The organism is Burkholderia sp. Bp9143, from assembly GCF_003853645.1.
In the GTDB taxonomy this organism is placed as follows: domain Bacteria; phylum Pseudomonadota; class Gammaproteobacteria; order Burkholderiales; family Burkholderiaceae; genus Burkholderia.
Genome location: NZ_QTPO01000023.1, coordinates 14240 through 34143 on the forward strand (window position 1 = coordinate 14240; position 19904 = coordinate 34143).

At 67.8% G+C, this 19904-nt stretch carries 21 protein-coding genes and 1 pseudogene; 11 read left to right on the plus strand and 11 right to left on the minus strand.

The features are described from left to right. Nucleotides 1-147: 147 nt before the first annotated feature. Nucleotides 148-1305, minus strand: a complete 1158-nt coding sequence (locus DIE23_RS18520) for a right-handed parallel beta-helix repeat-containing protein (RefSeq protein ID WP_260436111.1) — start codon at nt 1303-1305, stop codon at nt 148-150. A gap of 537 nt (nt 1306-1842) precedes the next feature. On the opposite strand from DIE23_RS18520, the pseudogene DIE23_RS40210 reads away from it, so the two are divergent. Beyond that, nucleotides 1843-2127: pseudogene (locus DIE23_RS40210) on the plus strand (TetR/AcrR family transcriptional regulator); the annotation flags it as partial. A 108-nt stretch (nt 2128-2235) separates the two neighbouring features. Here DIE23_RS40210 and eco read toward each other — a convergent pair. Then, the gene (eco, locus tag DIE23_RS18530; protein WP_124613464.1) at nt 2236-2736 is read right to left on the minus strand and encodes a serine protease inhibitor ecotin; all 501 of its coding nucleotides are present in this window, start codon (nt 2734-2736) and stop codon (nt 2236-2238) included. A gap of 144 nt (nt 2737-2880) precedes the next feature. Between eco and DIE23_RS18535 the strand changes: the two genes are divergently transcribed. Continuing rightward, nucleotides 2881-3201 (plus strand): hypothetical protein, encoded by a 321-nt coding sequence (locus DIE23_RS18535; RefSeq protein WP_124613465.1) that lies wholly within the window; start codon nt 2881-2883, stop codon nt 3199-3201. 200 nt (nt 3202-3401) lie between these two features. Here DIE23_RS18535 and DIE23_RS18540 read toward each other — a convergent pair whose 3' ends face one another. Then, nucleotides 3402-3803, minus strand: a complete 402-nt coding sequence (locus DIE23_RS18540; RefSeq protein WP_124613466.1) for a hypothetical protein — start codon at nt 3801-3803, stop codon at nt 3402-3404. A gap of 117 nt (nt 3804-3920) precedes the next feature. On the opposite strand from DIE23_RS18540, the gene DIE23_RS18545 reads away from it, so the two are divergent. After that, the gene (locus tag DIE23_RS18545) at nt 3921-4301 is read left to right on the plus strand and encodes a DUF5594 family protein (RefSeq protein ID WP_124613467.1); all 381 of its coding nucleotides are present in this window, start codon (nt 3921-3923) and stop codon (nt 4299-4301) included. A 192-nt stretch (nt 4302-4493) separates the two neighbouring features. Continuing rightward, the gene (locus tag DIE23_RS18550) at nt 4494-5861 is read left to right on the plus strand and encodes an MFS transporter (protein ID WP_124613468.1); all 1368 of its coding nucleotides are present in this window, start codon (nt 4494-4496) and stop codon (nt 5859-5861) included. Between the two features lie 22 nt (nt 5862-5883). On the opposite strand, the gene DIE23_RS18555 is transcribed toward DIE23_RS18550, so the two are convergent. The 3 genes from DIE23_RS18555 to DIE23_RS18565 form a co-directional block, all read right to left on the minus strand. After that, complete coding sequence (locus tag DIE23_RS18555; protein ID WP_124613469.1) at nt 5884-6465, minus strand: AAA family ATPase; 582 nt, start codon at nt 6463-6465, stop codon at nt 5884-5886. Next, nucleotides 6458-7879 carry an alpha,alpha-trehalose-phosphate synthase (UDP-forming) gene (gene otsA, locus DIE23_RS18560; RefSeq protein WP_124613470.1) on the minus strand — a complete coding sequence of 474 codons (1422 nt, stop codon included), beginning with the start codon at nt 7877-7879 and terminating at the stop codon, nt 6458-6460. The genes DIE23_RS18555 and otsA overlap by 8 nt, the downstream gene beginning before the upstream one ends. 150 nt (nt 7880-8029) lie before the next feature. Beyond that, on the minus strand, nt 8030-8227 hold the full coding sequence (locus DIE23_RS18565) for a hypothetical protein (RefSeq protein WP_124613471.1): 198 nt from the start codon (nt 8225-8227) through the stop codon (nt 8030-8032). Between the two features lie 288 nt (nt 8228-8515). Between DIE23_RS18565 and DIE23_RS18570 the strand changes: the two genes are divergently transcribed. Both DIE23_RS18570 and DIE23_RS18575 read left to right on the plus strand, forming a co-directional pair. Next, entirely contained in the window at nt 8516-9067 is a 552-nt protein-coding gene (locus DIE23_RS18570; RefSeq protein ID WP_124613472.1) for a hypothetical protein, read from the plus strand. After that, nucleotides 9064-9558, plus strand: coding sequence for a hypothetical protein (locus DIE23_RS18575; protein ID WP_124613473.1), 495 nt, complete (start codon nt 9064-9066; stop codon nt 9556-9558). The genes DIE23_RS18570 and DIE23_RS18575 overlap by 4 nt, the downstream gene beginning before the upstream one ends. 65 nt (nt 9559-9623) lie before the next feature. Here the strand turns inward: DIE23_RS18575 and DIE23_RS18580 are convergent, their stop codons facing one another. Together DIE23_RS18580 and DIE23_RS18585 are read right to left on the minus strand one after the other, a co-directional pair. Beyond that, nucleotides 9624-10961: an AAA-associated domain-containing protein gene (locus DIE23_RS18580; RefSeq protein WP_124613474.1), complete on the minus strand. Its 1338-nt coding sequence runs from the start codon at nt 10959-10961 to the stop codon at nt 9624-9626. 22 nt (nt 10962-10983) lie between these two features. Then, complete coding sequence (locus DIE23_RS18585) at nt 10984-12741, minus strand: ABC transporter permease subunit (RefSeq protein ID WP_124613475.1); 1758 nt, start codon at nt 12739-12741, stop codon at nt 10984-10986. 504 nt (nt 12742-13245) lie between these two features. On the opposite strand from DIE23_RS18585, the gene DIE23_RS18590 reads away from it, so the two are divergent. Then, entirely contained in the window at nt 13246-13512 is a 267-nt protein-coding gene (locus tag DIE23_RS18590; protein WP_027786765.1) for a hypothetical protein, read from the plus strand. Between the two features lie 40 nt (nt 13513-13552). On the opposite strand, the gene DIE23_RS18595 is transcribed toward DIE23_RS18590, so the two are convergent. After that, complete coding sequence (locus DIE23_RS18595; protein ID WP_124613476.1) at nt 13553-14869, minus strand: ATP-binding protein; 1317 nt, start codon at nt 14867-14869, stop codon at nt 13553-13555. Beyond that, on the minus strand, nt 14853-15578 hold the full coding sequence (locus DIE23_RS18600) for a response regulator (protein WP_009693256.1): 726 nt from the start codon (nt 15576-15578) through the stop codon (nt 14853-14855). Before DIE23_RS18600 ends, DIE23_RS18595 begins: the two co-directional genes overlap by 17 nt. Before the next feature lie 226 nt (nt 15579-15804). Between DIE23_RS18600 and DIE23_RS18605 the strand changes: the two genes are divergently transcribed. Next, a complete protein-coding gene (locus DIE23_RS18605) occupies nt 15805-16356 on the plus strand; it encodes a Spy/CpxP family protein refolding chaperone (protein ID WP_124613477.1) in 552 nt (183 codons plus the stop codon). 72 nt (nt 16357-16428) lie between these two features. Here DIE23_RS18605 and DIE23_RS18610 read toward each other — a convergent pair whose 3' ends face one another. After that, a complete protein-coding gene (locus tag DIE23_RS18610; RefSeq protein WP_124613554.1) occupies nt 16429-17127 on the minus strand; it encodes a pirin family protein in 699 nt (232 codons plus the stop codon). Between the two features lie 367 nt (nt 17128-17494). Here DIE23_RS18610 and DIE23_RS18615 point away from each other — a divergent pair, with 367 nt between their 5' ends. The 3 genes from DIE23_RS18615 (at nt 17495) to DIE23_RS18625 (ending at nt 19899) form a co-directional block, all read left to right on the plus strand. After that, nucleotides 17495-18271, plus strand: coding sequence for an ABC transporter substrate-binding protein (locus DIE23_RS18615; protein ID WP_148093473.1), 777 nt, complete (start codon nt 17495-17497; stop codon nt 18269-18271). A 228-nt stretch (nt 18272-18499) separates the two neighbouring features. After that, nucleotides 18500-19189, plus strand: a complete 690-nt coding sequence (locus tag DIE23_RS18620; protein ID WP_124613479.1) for an ABC transporter permease — start codon at nt 18500-18502, stop codon at nt 19187-19189. Beyond that, on the plus strand, nt 19186-19899 hold the full coding sequence (locus tag DIE23_RS18625; RefSeq protein WP_124613480.1) for an ABC transporter permease: 714 nt from the start codon (nt 19186-19188) through the stop codon (nt 19897-19899). The genes DIE23_RS18620 and DIE23_RS18625 overlap by 4 nt, the downstream gene beginning before the upstream one ends. Nucleotides 19900-19904: the final 5 nt, after the last annotated feature.

Consider the following 19904-nt stretch of genomic DNA (forward strand, 5'->3'; position numbering starts at 1 on the left):
CGACGCCAGCAGTTTCCCGCAACCGTATCCAGTTCATCACATCACGCCGTCGGCCCCCGTAACGTTCCGATCTAACCCATCGACTACGCCGGAATCGCATACGCCAATCATCGTCACCCAGCCCTGGCCAAGGCCTCCCCGCCCCCATCACTGCATTAACCCCGTCCTGACCTGCGGCATCAAACTCGCATTCGCGCCCGTCACGGCAAACGTCCCCGTCGACGACGCCCCCGCCGGCAGCGCCAGCACACTACCGTCCCCGAGCCGATTCGCATCGACGACGATCTGGTTCGCCGCGCAACCGTTCGTCAACAACCAGACCGGCAACCCGGCGATCGACGAGAACGTGTTGCCCGTCACGCTGAACGAACACACGTTCCCGTATGCCCGGAAACCCGCGTAGCCGGAGCCCGATACGCGGTTGTCCGCAACCGTGACGCCCGACACCGCTCCCGACCACGTATCCAGCTCAATCGCACCCTGCTGCGTCGGCTGCAGCCCGCTGTTCACGTTCGAGTTCTGGATATTGGTCACGGTATTGCCCGTGATGACGACGTTCGACGCCCCATACGTCTTCGAGCTGTCCTCCTTCGCGACCAAAATGCCCGCCGCCTTCTCGACGCCGTCGACCGTATTGTTCGAGATCGTCACGCCCTGCCCGCCCACGACCGAAATGCCGCGCCCCCAGTAATTCCCCGACACCGCATTACTGTCGATCAGCACATTGCTGCTGAGACGACCGTCGCCGAGATAACTGACCACGGCGATCAAGTCGTCGCCGGTGCCCGTCACCGTGTTGTTCCGCACCAGCACGTTGGTCGAACCGTAGGTCGTATGGATGCCGTCGGCCAGCGTCGCACGCACGGTATTGCCCACGATCGCGATATCGTTGCCGCCGAACACGAAGATTCCGGCGCTCGCGCCGCCCTGGATCGTCACGCCGAGCACCTGAACGTCGGTGCCCGTCACCTCGACCTTGGTCGACTCCGGCGTCGTGAGCCGCGTGGTGCCGGTGCCGGCCAGCGTCACGCCGACGAGCGTCGAACCGACGCCGCTCATCACGATCGTCTGGTCCGCCGGATTCGTGGCGGCGAGCGTCGCGCCGTATCCGGAAATCACCACCTGCGGCACCGTCACGGCAAGCGAATGCCCGACGACGTAGCGGCCCGGTGCGATGACCAGACGTTGGCCGGCCCGCAAGCTGTCAAACGCCTTCTGCAACGCGTCGGCCTGGTCGCCGCCGTCGGCGGCCGGAGAGACCGTCACGTCGGCGACCAGAATCGGTTGGGTGCCACTGGAAGGCAGAAGCGTCGCGCCGGACGCGGCGCCGGTCGAGCCTGCAGTCGATGCAGGGCTGCCTGAATTCGTCGACGAAGCCGATGCGCTGGATGCGGCGCCGGCAGGTACAGCGGGCGATGTCGATGTGCCCGCAACGGTTTGCGGTGCCGGCGCCGCGCTGTCGTCGCCACCGCCGCATGCTGCAAGACAAAGGCAGAGTGCGGCAAGCATCGCCCGATCGACTGTACGCATACGAAGTTCCGCTAGCCCAAATTGGCGTCATCGTAAGTACGCTTGATCACTTTGTAAATGAATTATGCGCTGCACCTGTAAAACCGTTCGTTATCCTCTTCCATTCATCATCGCGTCATCACTGCGACATGCGACACACGATCGCGGCCGGTCCGATCGCGACGGACATGCGCTGGAGATTGCATAGAATCCCGAACCTTCGCCTGCACACGGATTTCGGACATGATTCGAACGCTCGCAGCCCCGGCCACATTTTTGGCGCTGATCTGCTCGGCGCATGCCGCCGTCGCCGGCGGCGTGACCGGCACAGCACCGCGTCGGTCGAAGCCAACCGTCTGCCTGATCGTGCTGTCGGCGCGGCATCCGGAGGAGCGATCGGACACGGTCCGGCAAACGCTGATCGCGATGCGCGAGCAGACGGTTGCCGCGCTACGCGCGCGGCTCGGCGACGGCGTTGCAACCGGCGAGCTCTCCACGCACGCGAACCTCGAAGCGATCGCACGCTACTACGTGACGGTGCAACAGGGGATGTCGATTCAGGCGCGCGACGGCGCGAGCCGTCGCGATCTGGAGGCGGTCGCGCAAGCCGCGCTGGCCGGCGCTCGCGGACGCGAGCGGCGGATAACGGCGGGCCCCGGAAAGCAACCCGCCAACCGCGCGGCCGTGCGGCGGCAAGCGCCCCGCATGACCGCGCCGGTCGGTGCTTTACTGCGTCACGGCGTGCCGCACGTCCTTCGATGCATGCCACACGCGATAACGCACGTCGAAACCATCCGGCACGTACACGACGAGCGGCAGGCGGCTGTTGTAGCGCAGCAGCTGGCCGTCACCGCGCACCTGCACGAAGCGCTGCTGCGGCGCCTGGCCCGGGCAGGCCATCAGCGTCGACGCCGGCCCCTTCACGTCGGTCAGCCGATAGTACGTATAGCCCCAGCCCTTCACGTCCTCGGCGGTCAGCTCGCCGCCGAACCATTGCTGGTTGCAGTCGGTCTGCAGCGTCTTGCCGATCATCAGCTCGATGCGCGCGTCGCCTTCGTTCTCGAGCGCGGGCAGCGCGATCACCGTGCGCTGCTGGCCGGCCGCCGGCTGCGGAAACATCTTGATCGACTCGGCCGACACGGCGGGCGCCGATGCGGGCCCGGCCGCGCAGGCGGCGGCGGTCGTCACGCAAAGCGCGGCCAGGACGGCCCGGATCGCGAATTTCATCGATGTGCTCCTGATAAACAAAATAGGCCCCGGATGCTAACACTTTCGCCGCAAGACCTTACGGAGCTGTAATTTGTCGACACAATTGCAAACAGCCGGCAATCCCCGCGCGCGGTACTTATAGGGGAACCAAGGGAGAACATCATGCTGAAGCTCATTGCTGCCGCCGGCGTCGCCACGCTGCTGGCCGGGTGCGTCGTCGCTCCGGACGCCGGATACGGCTACGGACAGCCCTACTATGCCGACCCCGGCTACGCATACGGGCCGGCCTACGGGGCGGCCCCCGTCTACGGGACGGTCAACATCTGGGGCGGCGGCGGCGGGCGCGACTGGGATCGCGGACACCGCGACTACCGCGGCTGGGATCGCGATCGCGGCGATCGCGGCAACCATGGCGGCTGGGGACGCGGCGGCGGACGCCGCGGAGACTGGAACGACGGCGACGGTGGCGGCCATCGCCACTGATCCCACGGATCCAATTGCAACCGTTTGTATCCGCAGGCGGCCGCGCGCGGCTGCCGCCTGACGTGCAAAAACCGACGCCCGCGGAATGACAAAGTGACAAAGGCCCTCGCATCACGTGAGGGCCTTTCCTTTTGCCGTCCTGCGTACCGGCGATTCAATCGACACCGACGACGCGGTGCCGAGCCCCGTCACCCGCCCGCTTACCAGCCGGCCGGCTGCGCATAGCCGCCCGACACGGGCGCGCCGCACACGTAAGCGCGCTGATAGCGGTCGTAGCAATAGCTCGAGCCGTCGTCCTGGTATTGCGCCTGCTGGTAAGTCGGATAAACCGGCTGCTGGTACGCCGGCGCCTGGTAGTACGTCGGCGGCTGATAGGCCGGTGCCTGATACACGGGCGCCTCGTACGCGACGGGCGGATTCATCGCGGACGTCACGATCGCGCCGAGCACCGCGCCGCCGATCAGCGCGCCGATGACGGCGCCCCCGTCGCGGCCATGCGCGGACGCCGGGCCTGCCACGGCAAGCGAACCGGCGAGGACACATACTGCGGCAATCTTTTTCATGATGAACTCCCACGCGAAGTGGTACTGGATGCGATGCATTGTGGCTGCCAGTGGCCGTAATAGATGCAGCAAGTGGTAACGCGCCATTACGGGTATCGCGCACGCCGAAACGCGGCACCGCCGTGCTACGATTTTCGGCACACAGGAGACGCCGTCATGCAGCCCGAAACCGCCCGCCGTTTCGATACCGAATTCGCGCCGCGCATTGCGCAGGCGATCGCCGCCTTCTTCGCCGATCACGTGCTGACCGACGTCGTCCCGTACGGCGGGCATGGGCAACCGACGCGCGTGCAGATCCGCAGCGCGCCGCACGAGCACGTGAGCGGCTTCGTGCATCCGCTGAACCTCGAGCTGACCTGGGACACCGACGAGATCGAACGGCTGATGGCGCCCGACGGGCCCGTGCGGTTCGAGCACTACCTGAGCGCGCTGCCGAGAAAGTTGACCGCATGGCAAGGTGCGCGCGACATCGATCTCGCGTCGCGCACGCAGGCCGACCCGCTCGTGCGGCTCGGTGGCCTCGACTTCGAAGGCTGAAGGCACGCGCCGGCCGACGGCCCGCGGCCGTCGGTGTCGGCGTCGCGCGATGCGGCCCGGTGATACACTCGACCGGTCCCGCTTCGGCCCCGCCAGGCCGGCCGGGCCGTTCACCGCCGCCTCCACCCGCAAGCATGGTTGCGCACGCAACCGGCGCCCGGGCGCGCGGACAACCACGCTTTCGCTCCCGTCATGAACGCCGATACCGGCCTGCCGCTTCCGCAACGCTACTGGGCGATCGTCTGCGTCGCACTGGGCATCACGCTCGCCGTGCTCGACGGGGCCATCGCGAACGTCGCGCTGCCAACGATCGCGCGCGACCTGCACGCGTCCGATGCCGCCTCGATCTGGATCGTCAACGCGTACCAGCTCGCGGTCACGATCACGCTGCTGCCGCTCGCGTCGCTCGGCGAACGCGTCGGCTATCGCCGCATCTACATCGCGGGGCTTGCGCTGTTCACCGCGGCATCGCTCGGCTGCGCGCTCGCCGGGTCGCTGCCGATGCTCGCCGTGATGCGCGTGATCCAGGGGTTCGGTGCGGCCGGCATCATGAGCGTCAACGCGGCGCTCGTGCGGATGATCTACCCGTCGTCGATGCTCGGGCGCGGGCTGTCGATCAACGCGATGGTGGTCGCGCTGTCGTCGGCGATCGGCCCGACGGTCGCGTCGGCGATCCTGTCGTTCGCGTCGTGGCCGTGGCTGTTCGCGGTCAACGTGCCGATCGGCATCGCCGCGGTGCTCGGCAGCCTCCGTGCGCTGCCGGCCAACCCGCTGCACGACGCGCCGTACGACTTTCCGAGCGCGCTGATGAACGCCTGCGTGTTCGGCCTGCTGATCATGGCCGTCGACGGGCTCGGTCACGGCGAAAACCACGCGTATGTCGCGGCCGAGCTGGCCGTCGCGTTCGGCGTCGGCTACTTCTTCGTGAAGCGCCAGCTGTCGCAGCCGGCGCCGCTGCTGCCGGTCGACCTGATGCGCATCCCGATGTTCGCGCTGTCGATCTGCACGTCGGTCGCGTCGTTCACGTCGCAGATGCTCGCGTTCGTCGCGCTGCCGTTCTGGCTGCAGCATTCGCTCGGCTTCTCGCAGGTCGAGACCGGCCTCTACATGACACCGTGGCCGCTCGTGATCGTATTCGCCGCGCCGCTCGCCGGCGTGCTGTCGGATCGCTACTCGGCCGGCATCCTCGGCGGAATCGGGCTCGCGCTGTTCGCGGCCGGGCTGCTGTCGCTCGCGACGATCGGCGCGCACCCGGGCACCGTCGACATCGTGTGGCGGATGGCGCTGTGCGGCGCGGGCTTCGGGCTGTTCCAGTCGCCGAACAACCGCGCGATGCTGTCGTCGGCACCGCGCGAGCGCAGCGGCGGCGCGGGCGGGATGCTGAGCACGGCGCGCCTGACGGGCCAGACGCTCGGTGCCGCGCTCGTCGCACTGATTTTCGGGCTGGCGCCCGACCGCGGGCCGACGATCGCGCTCTATGTCGCCACGGTGTTCGCGGCGGTCGCCGCGGTGGTCAGCATGCTGCGCATCGCGTCGCCGCGGCCCGACGCGGCGAGCTGACGCCGCGCGCCGCGTCCGCGCGTCATGCGGCGTCGAGCGCGTCCATCACGAAGCGCACACGCGCCTTCACGCTCACGCGCGGCAGTTCGATCAGCCGATAGCCGTACGCCGTATAGCACTGGACCATCGCGTCGTAGGTGCGCACGGCCTCCGCGAAATCCTGCCGGCGCTCGGTGTCCTGCGCGTAGATCTCGGGCCACGGCGGCGCGATGAACACGCGCCGGTGATAGCGGAAGCGCCGTGCCGCGGCCTCCGCGTGCGCGGGCACCGCGAGGCCTGTCAGCCGCAGGTAGCCGATCACGTCCGGTACGCCGCGATCGAAGAACACGGGCCCGCGCGCGCATCGCGCGAGATGGTACGAACGCATCTCCCAGTTCAGCATCTGCTCGGCGAACGCGGCCCGGTCGCGCCACGGCAGCGCCGGGCCGTCGATCGCCATCTGGTCGCGGATCACGCCGCGCCCGGCCTCGTGCGAGCGCGCGAAACCGGTACGCTCGAGCGCATCGAGCAACGTGCTCTTGCCGGAACCGGGGCCGCCCGTGACGATGAAGAAGCGAGCGGCCGCTTCAGCCGCCGCGACGCCCTCCTCCACGCGCTCAGACATGCGCGGCCCGCCGGCCCGCGCGCTGCGTGACCGACGCGGCCGCCGCGACGCTGCGCAGGTCGGCGACGAACGTGTCGCGCCAGACCGACAGGTTGTTCTCGTGCAGCCGCGCGAGGTTCTCTTCGTGCCGCGCCTGCCGCTCCGCAAGCGGCATCGACAGCGCGCGCTCGAGCGCATCGGCCATCTGCGACAGGTCGTACGGATTGACGAGCAGCGCGCCCGTCAGCTCGGCCGCGGCTCCCGCGAACTCCGACAGCACGAGCACGCCCGGATCGGCCGGGTCCTGCGACGCGACATATTCCTTCGCGACCAGATTCATCCCGTCGCGCAGCGGCGTCACGTAGCCGACCTGCGACATTCGGAAGAACGCCATCAGCAGATTGCGCTCGTACTTGCGGTTCAGGTACTGGATCGGCGTCCAGTCGAGTTGCGAAAAGCGGCCGTTGATGCGGCCGGCCTCGCCTTCGAGCGTTTCGCGAATGCGCTGGTAGGTCTGCACGTCGGCGCGCGTCGGCGGCGCGATCTGCACGAGCGACACGCGCCCCTGCCAGCCCGGCGCGTTGGCGAGCATCCGCTCGAACGACTGGAAGCGTTCGACGAGTCCCTTCGAATAGTCGAGCCGGTCGACGCTCATCACGAGCTTGCGGCCACCGAGCGCGTCGCGCAGCGTCTTCACCGGCTTGCGCGAGCCGTACTGGACGGCCGCCTCGGCGATCGCATCCGGATGCACGCCGATCGGATAGGCGGCGACCTTCACGACGCGGCCGTGCGCATGCAGCATCCCGTCGTCGCTCGCCGCGCCGATGCCGCGCCGCTCGACGTAGTCGGTGAACGCCTGCTTGTCGGCATCGGTCTGGAAACCCGCGATGTCGTACGCGCACATGAATTTCACGAGCTCCTCGTGCGGCGGCACGACGCGTAGCATGTCGGGCGACGGAAACGGAATGTGCAGGAAGAAGCCGATCGGGTTCTTCACGCCGAGTTCGCGCAGGCAATGCGCGAACGGCAGCAGGTGATAGTCGTGCACCCAGATCAGGTCGTCGGGCCGCAGCAGCGCGGCGAGCTGCTTCGCGAGCATCGCGTTCACGCGCAGATAGCCGGCGTACTCCTGCCGGTCGAAGCGCGCGAGATCGCCGCGGTAGTGGAACACCGGCCACAGCGTCGCGTTCGAGAAGCCGCGGTAGTACTGATCGTAGTCGCGCCGGGTCAGCCCGAGCGTCGCGTACGTGACGTTGCCGTCCCGCTGGATCGCGGGTGCGGCGTCGGGCGTACCGACGATCTCGCCGTTCCAGCCGAACCAGACGCCGCCGGTTTCCTTCAGCGCGTCCATCACGCCGACCGCGAGGCCGCCTGCGCTCGGGCGCGTGTCCTCGCCGGCGGCGACACGGTTCGATACCACGATCAATCTGCTCATGCGGCTTCCCCTCCTCGATTCGATTGGATGACGCGCGGCGCGCGCCAAGGCGGACGCGACGGCCCGAAGGCAGTCGCGCGGCGATTCAGATGTGAGCGATGCAACAAAGCGCGCAATGAAATGCGGCAGCGGAATGCAACGGTGACGGGCTCAAGCGTCCTGCTCCTGGCCGAGGTCGCGTTGATAGTCGAGCCCTTCCGGGCGTGCGCCGCCCTGGTTGTGATCGCCGTCGTGCGGCGTCTCGTCGGGCGCGCCGGCCGGCGGTGTGGCCGGCGCGTCGGTCTGCGGACGCGGGCGCTCGGCACCCGCATCGGGCGGCCGGGGAGAAAAGCGTTTCGAACGGCGCATGGCTGGGTGTCTCATATGCAGCGCGGCTCGGAGCCGTCGTAGAAACATTCCATAACTAAATAGTCTAGGTCGCTTCCGCGCATGCCACGGTAACAATACCCTTCAATTTGTAACGTTTCGACCCCGGCTCAACCATCTGTCCGACAATAGCGCCGCGCGTGCGCGCGCGAACCGCCGCCCGGCGATTTGTCAAAGCTTTGCAGTTTTCCTATGACAATTGCGAAACAATGATGCGGCAAGGGGGCGCGCACGCGTCGCCGCTCACCCAGACAGGACTTGCACTCAGGGATGAACATGCGTTTCGAACCGCCGCGCCGGGCCATGCCGGCGCGCATCGTGCTGGCCGCGATCGCCACGGCCGCACTGCTGTCCGGCTGCAACTCGCTGTACAGCGAAGGCGCAACTGCTAGCGCCGGTATCGCGGGCGCCGCGATTGCTTCCAAGGTCACGAACAACGCCGCCGTCGCGACGGGCATCGGCCTCGGCGCCGTCGCCGGCGCACGTGCGGGCGTCCAGTACACGCAGCGCGTCGCGCACCGCTACACGCAGGAACAGATCGCGAAAGCGGCCGGCCCGCTCGACGTCGGCGGCGTCGCGCCATGGACCACGCACCATTCGTTCCCGATCGAGGACGACGAACAGGGCCGCGTGACGGTCAGCCGGATGCTCAGCATCGGCCCGCTCGACTGCAAGGAAATCGTGTTCGCGGTCGACACGCCCGCGAAGGCCGACAAGGCCGCGCAGTCGGCGTTCTACGTCGCCACGATCTGCCGCGACGGTCCGGTGTGGAAATGGGCGTCGGCGGAACCGGCGACCGAACGCTGGGGCGCGCTGCAATGAGCGTCGCGATCCGTATCGCGGCGATCGGCGCGCTGTGCGCGGCCAGCGCCGCGCTGTCGGGCTGCGGCTCGGTCGGCGCGGCGAGCGGTGCGCTCGCCGGCGCGGCGACGGGCCTCGTCACCGCGAACCCGGCCGTCGGCGTCGGTGTCGGGATCGCCGTGCAGGCGGCGACCGACGAGGCCGTCCACCGCACGATGAAGCAGCTCCATCAGAATCAGCAGGATGCGATCGCGCAGGCGGCCGGCAGCCTGGCCGTCGGCGAGGTGAAGCCGTGGAAGGTGAAAAACACGCTGCCGCTGGAAAACGGCGAAGGTGAGGTGCTCGTCACGCGCGCATACTCGACGCCGCTTGCGCTGTGCAAGGAATTCGCTTTCTCGGTGAAGGACGGCGACAAGGCCGACTGGTACTTCGCGAATGTGTGCCAGCAAGGCACGCACTGGAAGTGGGCGTCGGCCGAACCGGCGGTCGACCGCTGGGGCAACCTGCAGTAGCGATGCGCGGCGCCAGACAGGCGCGGCGCATGCGGATGCCGGGCCAGACGGCCCGGCTCGGCGGTTCAGGACTCGACGTCCTCGAGACTGAAGATTTCGGTCTGGTCGTTGTACGAGAAGATCTCGCCGTAACGGCCCCAGTCGATCACCGCGTCGAGCGTTTCCTCGGCCGCGCCGTCCGACAGGAAATCCTCCAGCTCCTGCTCGAAGCGCACGCGCGGCGCGCGATGGCCCGGGCGCTCGTTCAGCACCTTCTTGATCCGCGCGGCGAGCGGCACGTGCTTCAGCAGGTGATCCGCGAACATCAGCTTGCGTTCCTGCGTGCCGAATTCCGCGAACACGCGCCCCGGCGGCGTCAGGAACACGTCCCCTTCCCGCACGTCGGCGAAGCCGAGGTACTGCAGCACTTCGGCGATCGGGAACAGGTCGTCGACCTCCAGGTGCAGCGTGCGCGCGATTTCAGGCATGTCGGCGCGGCCGTGGTACGGCGCCATCGCGAGCGTCTCGATCAGGCCGGCCATCAGGTTGGTCGACACCTGCGGCAGCCAGCTGCCGAGCTCCAGCCCCTTCTTCGTCGCCTCGCCGGTCTGGCGCGCGGTCATCTTCGCGTAGATGTCGTCGACGAGCTTGCGGAAGGCCGGGTCGAGGCGGTTGCGCGGATGCTTGAACGGCACCTTGATCTCGGCGATCACGCGGCCCGGGTTCGACGACAGCACGAGAATGCGGTCACACATGAACACCGCTTCCTCGATGTTGTGCGTGACGATCAGCACCGACTTGATCGGCATGCGGCCTTGCGTCCACAGGTCGAGCAGGTCGGTACGCAGCGTTTCGGCGGTCAGCACGTCGAGCGCGGAAAACGGCTCGTCCATCAGCAGGATCGTCGGGTCGACGACGAGCGCGCGCGCGAAGCCCACGCGCTGACGCATGCCGCCCGACAGCTCGCGCGGATACGCGTTCTCGAAGCCGTCGAGACCGATCAGGTCGATCGCGGCGAGCGCGCGTTCGCGCCGCTCGCGTGCGCCGACACCAAGCGCCTCCAGCCCGGCTTCCACGTTCTGCAGCACGGTCAGCCACGGGAACAGCGCGAAAGTCTGGAACACCATCGCGACGCCTTCGGCCGGGCCGGTCAGCGGCTTGCCGAGGTAGGTCACGTCACCGCCGGTCGGCTCGATCAGCCCCGCGATGATCCGCAGCAGCGTGGACTTGCCCGACCCGGAGCGGCCGAGCAGCCCGATGATCTCGCCTTCGCGCAGCGACAGGTTCGCGTCGTCGAGCACGAGCAGTTCGCCCTGCGTCTTGTTGAAGCCGCGGCAGACGTGATCGACGCGCAGGATTTCCTCACCGAGGCGCGGCGGCTGGGACGTCTGGACGGGGGCGTTTACAGCATTCGGATTGTGCATCGCGTTTCGCTCTCAATCGGTCTCAGTCGAGCCGCAGCTTCGCTTCGGCGAAGGCATACAGCGGGCGCCACAGCAGGCGGTTGAACAGGGTGACGAACAGGGACATCACGGCGATGCCCAAAATGATCTTCGGAAAGTCGCCGGCCGCGGTGGTCTGCGCGATATACGCGCCGAGGCCGTGCGCCTCGATCTTGGTCGTGCCCCACTGCACCGCTTCCGACACGATGCTCGCGTTCCACGCGCCGCCCGATGCGGTGATCGCGCCGGTCACGTAGTACGGGAAGATGCCGGGCAGGATCGCCTGGCGCCACCACTGCCAGCCGCGAATCCGGAAGTTCGTCGCAGCTTCGCGATAGTCGTTCGGATAGGACGTCGCGCCCGCGATCACGTTGAACAGGATATACCACTGCGTGCCGAGCACGATCAGCGGCGACAGCCAGATGTCGGGGTTCAGGTGGAAGCGCGCGATCACGATCACGAACACCGGAAACAGCAGGTTCGCCGGGAACGCGGCAAGGAACTGCGCGAGCGGCTGCAGCTTCTCGGCCAGCCTCGGGCGCAGCCCGACCCACACGCCGATCGGCACCCAGATCACGGACGCGATCGAGATCAGCACGACCACGCGCAGCAGCGTGATGAGCCCGAGCACGACGACGTGGCCGACCTCGGCCATGGTCACGCCGGTCGCGACGAAGCTGACGACGCGCCACACGATATAGGCCGTGCCGAGCAGCACGAGCACCGCCCAAGCGATGTCGACGGTGCGCGACGCCTTCTTCTCGACTTTCGGCAGCGTGAAGCGCATCGCGCCAGACAGCGGCAGGCGCAGCGGAATCCGCGCGGCTTTCGCGAAGAACCAGCCGGCCGGCACGAGCAGTTGATGAATCAGGCGCGTGCGGCGCACGAGGTCGAGCAGCCAGGATTGCGGCGCATCGCCCGACGCGGTGTTCTCCATCCGGAACTTGTCGGCCCACGCGATCAGCGGGCGGAACAGGAACTGGTCGTACGCGAGGATCACGACCGTCATCGTCAGGATCACCCAGCCGATCGCGCCGTGGTTCTTGTCCGAGATCGCCTGCGCGAGATATGCGCCGATGCCCGGCAGCGTAATGGTCTGGTTGCCGACGGTGATGGCTTCCGATGCGACGACGAAGAACCAGCCGCCCGACATCGACATCATCATGTTCCAGATCAGCCCCGGCATCGAGAACGGCACCTCGAGCTTCCAGAAGCGCTGCCACGACGTCAGGTGGAAGCCGCGCGACACTTCGTCCAGATCGCGCGGCACCGTGCGCAGCGACTGGTAGAAGCTGAACGTCATGTTCCACGCCTGGCTCGTGAAGATCGCGAAGATCGCCGCCAGTTCGGCGCCGAGCACGCGGCTCGGGAACAGCGCGAGAAAGAACGTGACCGTAAACGAGATGAACCCGAGCACCGGCACCGACTGCAGGATGTCGAGGATCGGGATCAGCACCATGCCGGCGCGGCGGCTTTTCGCCGCGAGCGTGCCGTACACCAGCGTGAACACGAGCGACGCGACCATCGCGGCGAGCATCCGCAGCGTGGTGCGCAACGCGTATTCGGGCAGGTTTGACGGATCGAGCGAGATCTTCTGGGTCTGAAGGGTCCCGATCGGCGCCATCGTTTCATGAAAACCGACGACCGCCATCGCGATCAGGCAGATGATCAGCGGGAACGCGATGAAGTCCCACCGGTTCGGCAGAACGCGCCACGCGGACGCGTTGGCGGTCCGGTTCGGATTGAAGAATCCGACGTCCATCAGGCGCCCTCCCCGGTAAGGCCGAACGAAGCCGGCAGACGATGTTGATTCATGGCAAAGCGCACGGGCGCGGTAATTCGACGCGGTAATTCGATTGATTCACGATCTCACGCCGGCGCGAGGCGCCGAACGTGCAAGCTGCGCCCCCGGCGCGGCGAGTCGGGCCGCGACGGCACGACACTACACCAACCTGTATTTCAGGTTCAACCGTTCGGGGCCGGCGCGGCGCCGCACGACGCGCGGGCTGCACACGGATCGTGCCCGGCACGCGGGCGAACGGCTGGCGTGCGGTGCGGAGCGGCCCGGCCGCGGTCCTCCGGCCGGCATGCAGGCCCCGAATTATGCCGTGATCCGGGCCGGCCGGGAACCCGCCAGCCGCATACGGACGCAAACCATGCCGGACGTCAGCGGACGATGGCGGCGAAGCAGGTATGATCGGGGCTAGCCCCTGGCGTCGCTTGCCCCATAACCGCCAGGGATCGACCGACCAGCGGGAGGAAGGGAATGGCAGGAAACTTGGTGATCGTCTGCCGCGATCAGGACGCCGATGCGTTCTACGAGCTGATGCAGGAGTACGGGTCGTTCCAGACCCGGCTGTCGTCGACGGCGTGGTACCTGAACATGAACGTCGTGCCGGAATCGCTGCAGGAGGAGATCCTGGAGCGCCTCGGCCGCTATACGACCGTCTATATCTTCGAGGCCACGAGCGTGACCTACAACACGATCGACAGCAACGCCGCCGAGACGCTCGGCACGCTGTTCGGCGAATGATGCCGCGCGGCGCCTGCCCGGCAGGCGCCGCATGCGCCGCTTACGCGGCCTGTGCGTGAAGTTCGTCCTTCGGCACCACGTCGAACGGGAACGTCATCGCCACGCGCAGGCCGCCCTCGGGACGATTGCCGATCTCGCACGCCCCGCCCAGCCTCAGCACCAGCCGCTCGACGATCGCGAGCCCGAGCCCGCTGTGGCCGTTCCCGCCGCGCGCCGGGTCGAGCCGCACGAACGGCCGCGTCGCGGCCGCCAGGTCGCGCGGCGCAATCCCGCCGCCGCTGTCGCTGACCGACAGCACGTAACCCGCCGGCGTGCGCGCCGTCTCGACGAGCACGGGCGGCGCGCCGTACGCATGCGCATTGTCCAGCAGGTTCGACAGGATCCGGTCGAGCGTCGCGGTCGGCAGGCGGAAGCCTTCGTCGGCAGCCAGATGCGTCTGGACCGCCGGCGCGTTCGGTGCGACCGCGCGATAGCTGCGCGCGATCCGCTCGCAGGTCTGGTCGACCGGCACGGGCTCGCTGCGGTCCGCCCCGCCGTGCGCGAACACGAGGAACTGGTCGACGATGTGTGACATCGAGTCGACATCGCGCACCACGCCGTCGCGCAACCGCGCGTCGTCCATCATTTCCGCGCGCAGGCGCATCCGCGCGAGCGGCGTACGCAGGTCGTGCGCGACGCCGGCCAGCATCACCGCGCGGTCGCTCTCGGCCTGCGACACCTGTTCCACCATCTGGTTGAAGCCGTGCGTGAGCTGGCGCAGCTCGCGCGGGCCGCGCTCGCGCAGCGGCGGCACCGGCTGGCCGCGGCCGAAGCGCGCGACCGCGCGCGCCAGCGAGCGCAGCGGCTGCTGCAGCTGCCAGGCCGCGAACAGCGCGGCGATCACGCCGGCCGAGAAGATCGTGCCGAGCCACAGCAGCATCCGGTCGAGCGAGCGCGGCGGGCGCAGCGGCTGCACCGGCACCACGATCCAGTTGCGGTCGGTCGGCTCCTTGACCCACAGCACCGGCGGATGGCCCGGCGCGCCGACCGCGACCAGGGTGCCGGCCGGCATCCGCTCGCTCACGTCGTCGCGGAAACGCTTGAGCGGCGCCGGCAGATTCGACTCGGCGTCCTTCGGTACATCGGGACTGTCCGGCGACACCAGCCGCACCCGAGACGGCAGCGGCTGGTCGGGCGTGCGCTCAACGTGCTGGCGCACGGCGTCGACAAGGAACGCGGCCTCCTCGACCGCGTAACGCGTCTGCATCTGGCTGCGCTCGAGGCGCATCGCGAAGAACCACGCGAAGTGCGACAGGAGCAGAACGCCGACGACCAGCAGCGCCAGCCGCCCGAACAGTGAATCAATGGGTTTGCGCATGGGCCTCGCCGTCGGGCACGAACACGTAGCCACGCCCGCGGACCGTCTGGATGAAGCGCGGCGTCGACGGATCCGTTTCCAGGATGCGGCGCAGGCGCCACACCTGGACGTCGATGCCGCGGTCGGTGCCGTCGTACTCCGGCCCGTGCAGCAGCTCGAGCAGCCGCTCGCGCGTGAGCGTGCGCAGCGCGTGGTTCACGAAGATCTTCAGCAGCGCGAATTCGCTGCTCGACAGCGTCGCCGGCTTGCCGTCGACCGACAGCGTGCGCGCCTGGAAGTCGAGCACGAAGCGGCCGAACGCGAACGGCTCGCGCTGCTCGGGCGCCGCCGCCGACGGCGTCGCGCGGCGACGGCGCAGCACGGCCTGCACGCGCGCGAGCAGCTCGCGCGGGTTGAACGGCTTGCCGAGGTAGTCGTCCGCGCCGAGTTCGAGCCCGACGATGCGATCGACGTCGTCCGCGCGCGCGGTCAGCATGATCACGGGGATGTCGTCGCCGGCCGCGCGCAGCTGGCGCAGCGCGGTCAGGCCGTCCACGCCCGGCATCATCAGGTCCAGCACGATCAGGTCGGGCCGCTCGCGCTCGAGGCGCTTCTCGAGCGTCGCCGCGTCGTGCAGCACGGACACTTCCATCCCCTGGCGCACGAGATAGTCGCGCAGCAGGTCTCGGAGTTCTTGGTCGTCGTCGACGATGAGGATCTGGGTAGTCATGGCTCGAAGTTTACCGCGCGAGCGCGGAGTCGAAGAACGAAACAAAGGGACGAAAGGGTTACTGCGGGTTACGGCGCAAGGGAACTGTAATGCGCCGTAACCCGGCAGCCACCCCGCGTAACACCCGCCAGGGCACGCGCCGCTAACCTGCGTCTTACCGGATGCGGCACACGGGTCACCCCGCGCACCGCATCGCCGGACCCTATGGATACAAGGAGTTTCTGAAATGTATAAGAAGACTTCCCGAGTGGCCATTGCGGCCGCCACCGTGCTCGCTCTCGCATTCGGCACCGCGCATGCCGCGCAGCCCAACGACATGCCGCCGCCGGGCGGCCCCGGCATGCACCAGATGCACGGCGGCCATGACGGCGGCCCGTTCGGCGTGATCATGAAACTGCACGACCAGTTGAAGCTCAACGCATCGCAGGAGCAGCAATGGCAGACGGCCGTCAATACGATGAAGCAGAACCATGAAGCGATGCGCAAGAGCCACGAGCAGATGCGCGAGCAGTTCAAGGCGCAGCAGAACCAGCCGATCCTCGACCTGAACGCGATGCACGCCGCCCGCCAGCAGGCCGAGCAGCAGAATGCGCAGCTGCGCGAACAGAGCTCGGCCGCCTGGCTCGCGTTCTACAACGGGCTGAACGATCAGCAGAAGACGACGGTCAGCACCGCGCTGAAGCAGCAGTTCGCGCGGATGGAGCAGCGTCACGAGAAGATGAAGGAACGCTGGGAGCAGCACCGCGCTGCCAAGGGCGCGTCGGCGCCGGCGCAGTAAAAGCCGGCGGGCCGCCTCCCGGGGCGGCATCGCAGGGGACGCGGGCACCCGGCCCGCGTCCCCTGTTTCGTTTCAGGCGACGTCGAACAGCAGCACCTCGGCCGCCCGGCCGCGTGCGAACGCGACCGCGTCCACCCCGGCGATCCGCGCGCCGTCGCCCGCGGCCAGCGCATGGCCGTTGACCTCCACGTCGCCGCGCACCACGTGCACATAGGTACTGCGTCCGGCCGGCACGCCGAATGCGACCGCCTCGCCGCCATCGATCAGCCCCGTGAAGATCCGCGCATCCGAGCGGATTGACAGCGCGCCGTCGTCGCCGTCCGGCGACGCGACGAGCCGCAGGCGGCCGCGCTTCTCGTCGTCGGAAAAACGCCGCTCCGCGTAGCCGGGCCGTCCGCCGCGCTCGGCCGGCTGCAGCCAGATCTGCAGCAGATGCAGCACCCGGTCGCGCGACGCATTGGTTTCACTGTGCATCAGCCCCGTGCCGGCGCTCATCCGCTGGACGCCGCCGGCCCGCACGATGGCGCCGTTACCGAGGCTGTCGCGATGCGCGAGCGCGCCGTCGAGCACGCAGGTGACGATTTCGAGGTCGCGGCGCGGCTGCATCCCGAAGCCGCGCGTCGGCGCGATCCGGTCCTCGGTCAGCACACGCAGCGCGCCGAACGGCGGATGCATGGCCCCGGCGTCGCCGGCAAGCGGAAAGCTGTTGCTCGATTCGAGCCAGCCTTGGCGCGTGTGGCAGCGGTCGGCGGCGCGGCGGATCTGGAACATGGGACGGGTACTCCGGCAGGCAGAGAGTCTTGCTTCGGGTTTACCTGCACTGTAGGGGCGCGCCGTGCGCGCCACAATCCGCCGCCCGCGCACCGCATCGTTGCACCCGCGAATCCAATCGATGCAATGCTCACTGCGAATACCTCGATTACCGCAACGCCCGGATCGAACAATCGATCGGTCGCGCCGGATTGCCGTTTTCCGGGTATCGCGTTCGGGTAAAATACCGCCCTTTTGGCGTTCGCCCGTCCGGCGAGCGCCGTTGCCTGCGCGCCGAAACACGAATTTTGGCCGTCTAGAATACGCCGCGGCGCCCGGCCCGACCGGCCGCGAGCGCCCCCCGGAAGTGAGCGACAAAAGGATGGAAATGAAGAAGGCCGCCCTGTGCGCCGCCCTCGCCCTCGTGGCGGGCAGCGCCTTCGCGAAAGAGTGGAAGACCGTGCGGATCGGTGTCGATGCCAGCTACCCGCCGTTCGAGTCGACCGCGCCGAGCGGCGAGATCGTCGGTTTCGACGTCGATCTCACCAAGGAAATCTGCAAGCGGATCAACCTGAAGTGCGTGTGGGTCGCGCAGGATCTCGACGGAATCATCCCCGCGCTGAAGGCGAAGAAGTACGACGTCATCGTGTCGTCGCTGACCGTCACGGACAAGCGCCGCGAGCAGATCGACTTCTCCGACAAGGTGTACGACGCACCCGCACGGATGATCGCGAAGGCCGGCTCGCCGCTGCTGCCGACGGTCGCGTCGCTCAAGGGCAAGCGCGTCGGCGTCGAACAGGGCTCGACGCAGGAATCCTACGCGAAGGCGTACTGGGAACCGCAAGGCGTGACGATCATTCCTTACCAGAACCAGGACCAGGTCTATGCCGATCTCGGCTCGGGCCGCCTCGATGCGACGCTGCAGGATGAACTCCAGGCCGACTACGGCTTCCTGCGCACGCCGCGCGGCAAGGGCTTCGCGTTCGCCGGCCCGGAAGTGAAGGATCCGAAGACGATCGGCGACGGCACCGCGATCGGCCTGCGCAAGGAAGACACGGACCTGAAGCTCAAGATCAACAAGGCGCTGGCCGACATGCACAAGGACGGCACGTACGACCGGCTGTCGCACAAGTATTTCTCGTTCAGCGTCTATTCGGCTCGCTGAGCGCCAACAACAACGGTAAGCGGATGCGGGGGCGGCCCCGCGTCCGGCAGTACAGGCAGTCAACCACGCGCCGCCCGCCCCCTCGCCCGCCGCTCGCGCGACGGGCTGGCCCGGCACCGTTGCCGGGGCGGACGGTCATGATACGCACGGGGCGTTCCGCGCAGCTTGGCGGGCGCATCTTTCGCGGCGCACCGCGTGCGCCCTCCGGGACCACACCAGGGACCACATATGTTTCTACAAGGCTACGGCCCGCTGATCCTCGCAGGCACCTGGCAAACCGTCAAACTGGCGGTGCTTTCGCTCGCGCTGTCGTTCCTGCTGGGCCTGCTCGGCGCGGGCGCGAAGCTGTCGCGCAACCGCTTCACGAACGGCGCCGGCACCGTCTACACGACGCTGATCCGCGGCGTACCCGACCTCGTGCTGATGCTGCTGCTGTTCTACAGCCTGCAGATCTGGCTGAACGCGGCGACCGACGCGCTCGGCTGGGACCAGATCGACATCGACCCGTTCCTCGCCGGCGTGCTCGTGCTCGGCTTCATTTACGGCGCGTACTTCACCGAGACCTTCCGCGGCGCCTTCCTGTCGGTGCCGCGCGGCCAGCTCGAGGCCGGCAGCGCGTACGGGATGACCAACTGGCAAGTGTTCACGCGGATCATGTTCCCGCAGATGATGCGCTTCGCGCTGCCGGGCATCGGCAACAACTGGCAGGTGCTCGTGAAGTCGACCGCGCTGGTGTCGATCATCGGCCTCGCGGACGTCGTGAAGGCGTCGCAGGACGCCGGCAAGGGCACGCTGCGGTTCTTCTTCTTCACGCTGATCGCCGGTGCGGTCTACCTCGCCATCACGACGATCTCGAACTTTGTGCTGATGTGGCTCGAAAAGCGCTACTCGACCGGTGTCCGCAAGGCTGACCTATGATCGAACTCATCCAAGAATACTGGCGCAACTACCTCTACACCGACGGTTTCCGGCTCACCGGCGTCGCGATCACGCTGTGGCTGCTGGTCGTGTCGATCGGCCTCGGCTTCTGCCTGTCGGTACCGCTCGCGGTGGCGCGCGTGTCGAAGAAGAAGTGGCTGTCGGGTGCCGTGTGGCTCTACACGTACGTGTTCCGCGGCACGCCGCTCTACGTGCAGCTGCTGCTGTGCTACACCGGCCTCTACAGCCTGCAGTTCGTACGCGGCACGCCGCTGCTCGACGCGTTCTTCCGCGACGGGATGCACTGCACGCTGCTCGCGTTCACGCTGAACACCTGCGCGTACACCACCGAGATCTTCGCGGGCGCGATCAAGTCGACGTCGTACGGCGAGATCGAGGCCGCGCGCGCGTACGGGATGTCCTCGTTCACGATGTATCGCCGCGTGATCCTGCCGTCCGCGCTGCGCCGCTCGCTGCCGCTCTACAGCAACGAAGTGATCCTGATGCTGCACGCGACCACCGTCGCGTTCACCGCGACCGTGCCGGACATCCTGAAGATCGCGCGCGACGTGAACTCGGCGACCTACATGTCGTTCCACGCATTCGGGATCGCCGCCCTGCTCTATCTCGTGATCTCGTTCACGCTCGTGTGGCTGTTCCGCCAGGCCGAGCGTCGCTGGCTCGCGTATCTGCGCCCGCAAGGCAAGTAAGTTTT

Excerpts from the sequence above, each read along its gene's own strand:
- eco (WP_124613464.1), bottom strand. The coding sequence starts at position 2,736 with ATGAAATTCGCGATCCGGGCCGTCCTGGCCGCGCTTTGCGTGACGACC.
- DIE23_RS18535 (WP_124613465.1), top strand. The coding sequence starts at position 2,881 with ATGCTGAAGCTCATTGCTGCCGCCGGCGTCGCCACGCTGCTGGCCGGG.
- DIE23_RS18540 (WP_124613466.1), bottom strand. The coding sequence starts at position 3,803 with ATGCATCGCATCCAGTACCACTTCGCGTGGGAGTTCATCATGAAAAAG.
- DIE23_RS18545 (WP_124613467.1), top strand. The coding sequence starts at position 3,921 with ATGCAGCCCGAAACCGCCCGCCGTTTCGATACCGAATTCGCGCCGCGC.
- DIE23_RS18550 (WP_124613468.1), top strand. The coding sequence starts at position 4,494 with ATGAACGCCGATACCGGCCTGCCGCTTCCGCAACGCTACTGGGCGATC.
- DIE23_RS18555 (WP_124613469.1), bottom strand. The coding sequence starts at position 6,465 with ATGTCTGAGCGCGTGGAGGAGGGCGTCGCGGCGGCTGAAGCGGCCGCT.
- otsA (WP_124613470.1), bottom strand. The coding sequence starts at position 7,879 with ATGAGCAGATTGATCGTGGTATCGAACCGTGTCGCCGCCGGCGAGGAC.
- DIE23_RS18565 (WP_124613471.1), bottom strand. The coding sequence starts at position 8,227 with ATGCGCCGTTCGAAACGCTTTTCTCCCCGGCCGCCCGATGCGGGTGCC.
- DIE23_RS18570 (WP_124613472.1), top strand. The coding sequence starts at position 8,516 with ATGAACATGCGTTTCGAACCGCCGCGCCGGGCCATGCCGGCGCGCATC.
- DIE23_RS18575 (WP_124613473.1), top strand. The coding sequence starts at position 9,064 with ATGAGCGTCGCGATCCGTATCGCGGCGATCGGCGCGCTGTGCGCGGCC.
- DIE23_RS18580 (WP_124613474.1), bottom strand. The coding sequence starts at position 10,961 with ATGCACAATCCGAATGCTGTAAACGCCCCCGTCCAGACGTCCCAGCCG.
- DIE23_RS18585 (WP_124613475.1), bottom strand. The coding sequence starts at position 12,741 with ATGGACGTCGGATTCTTCAATCCGAACCGGACCGCCAACGCGTCCGCG.
- DIE23_RS18590 (WP_027786765.1), top strand. The coding sequence starts at position 13,246 with ATGGCAGGAAACTTGGTGATCGTCTGCCGCGATCAGGACGCCGATGCG.
- DIE23_RS18595 (WP_124613476.1), bottom strand. The coding sequence starts at position 14,869 with ATGCGCAAACCCATTGATTCACTGTTCGGGCGGCTGGCGCTGCTGGTC.
- DIE23_RS18600 (WP_009693256.1), bottom strand. The coding sequence starts at position 15,578 with ATGACTACCCAGATCCTCATCGTCGACGACGACCAAGAACTCCGAGAC.
- DIE23_RS18605 (WP_124613477.1), top strand. The coding sequence starts at position 15,805 with ATGTATAAGAAGACTTCCCGAGTGGCCATTGCGGCCGCCACCGTGCTC.
- DIE23_RS18610 (WP_124613554.1), bottom strand. The coding sequence starts at position 17,127 with ATGTTCCAGATCCGCCGCGCCGCCGACCGCTGCCACACGCGCCAAGGC.
- DIE23_RS18615 (WP_148093473.1), top strand. The coding sequence starts at position 17,495 with ATGAAGAAGGCCGCCCTGTGCGCCGCCCTCGCCCTCGTGGCGGGCAGC.
- DIE23_RS18620 (WP_124613479.1), top strand. The coding sequence starts at position 18,500 with ATGTTTCTACAAGGCTACGGCCCGCTGATCCTCGCAGGCACCTGGCAA.
- DIE23_RS18625 (WP_124613480.1), top strand. The coding sequence starts at position 19,186 with ATGATCGAACTCATCCAAGAATACTGGCGCAACTACCTCTACACCGAC.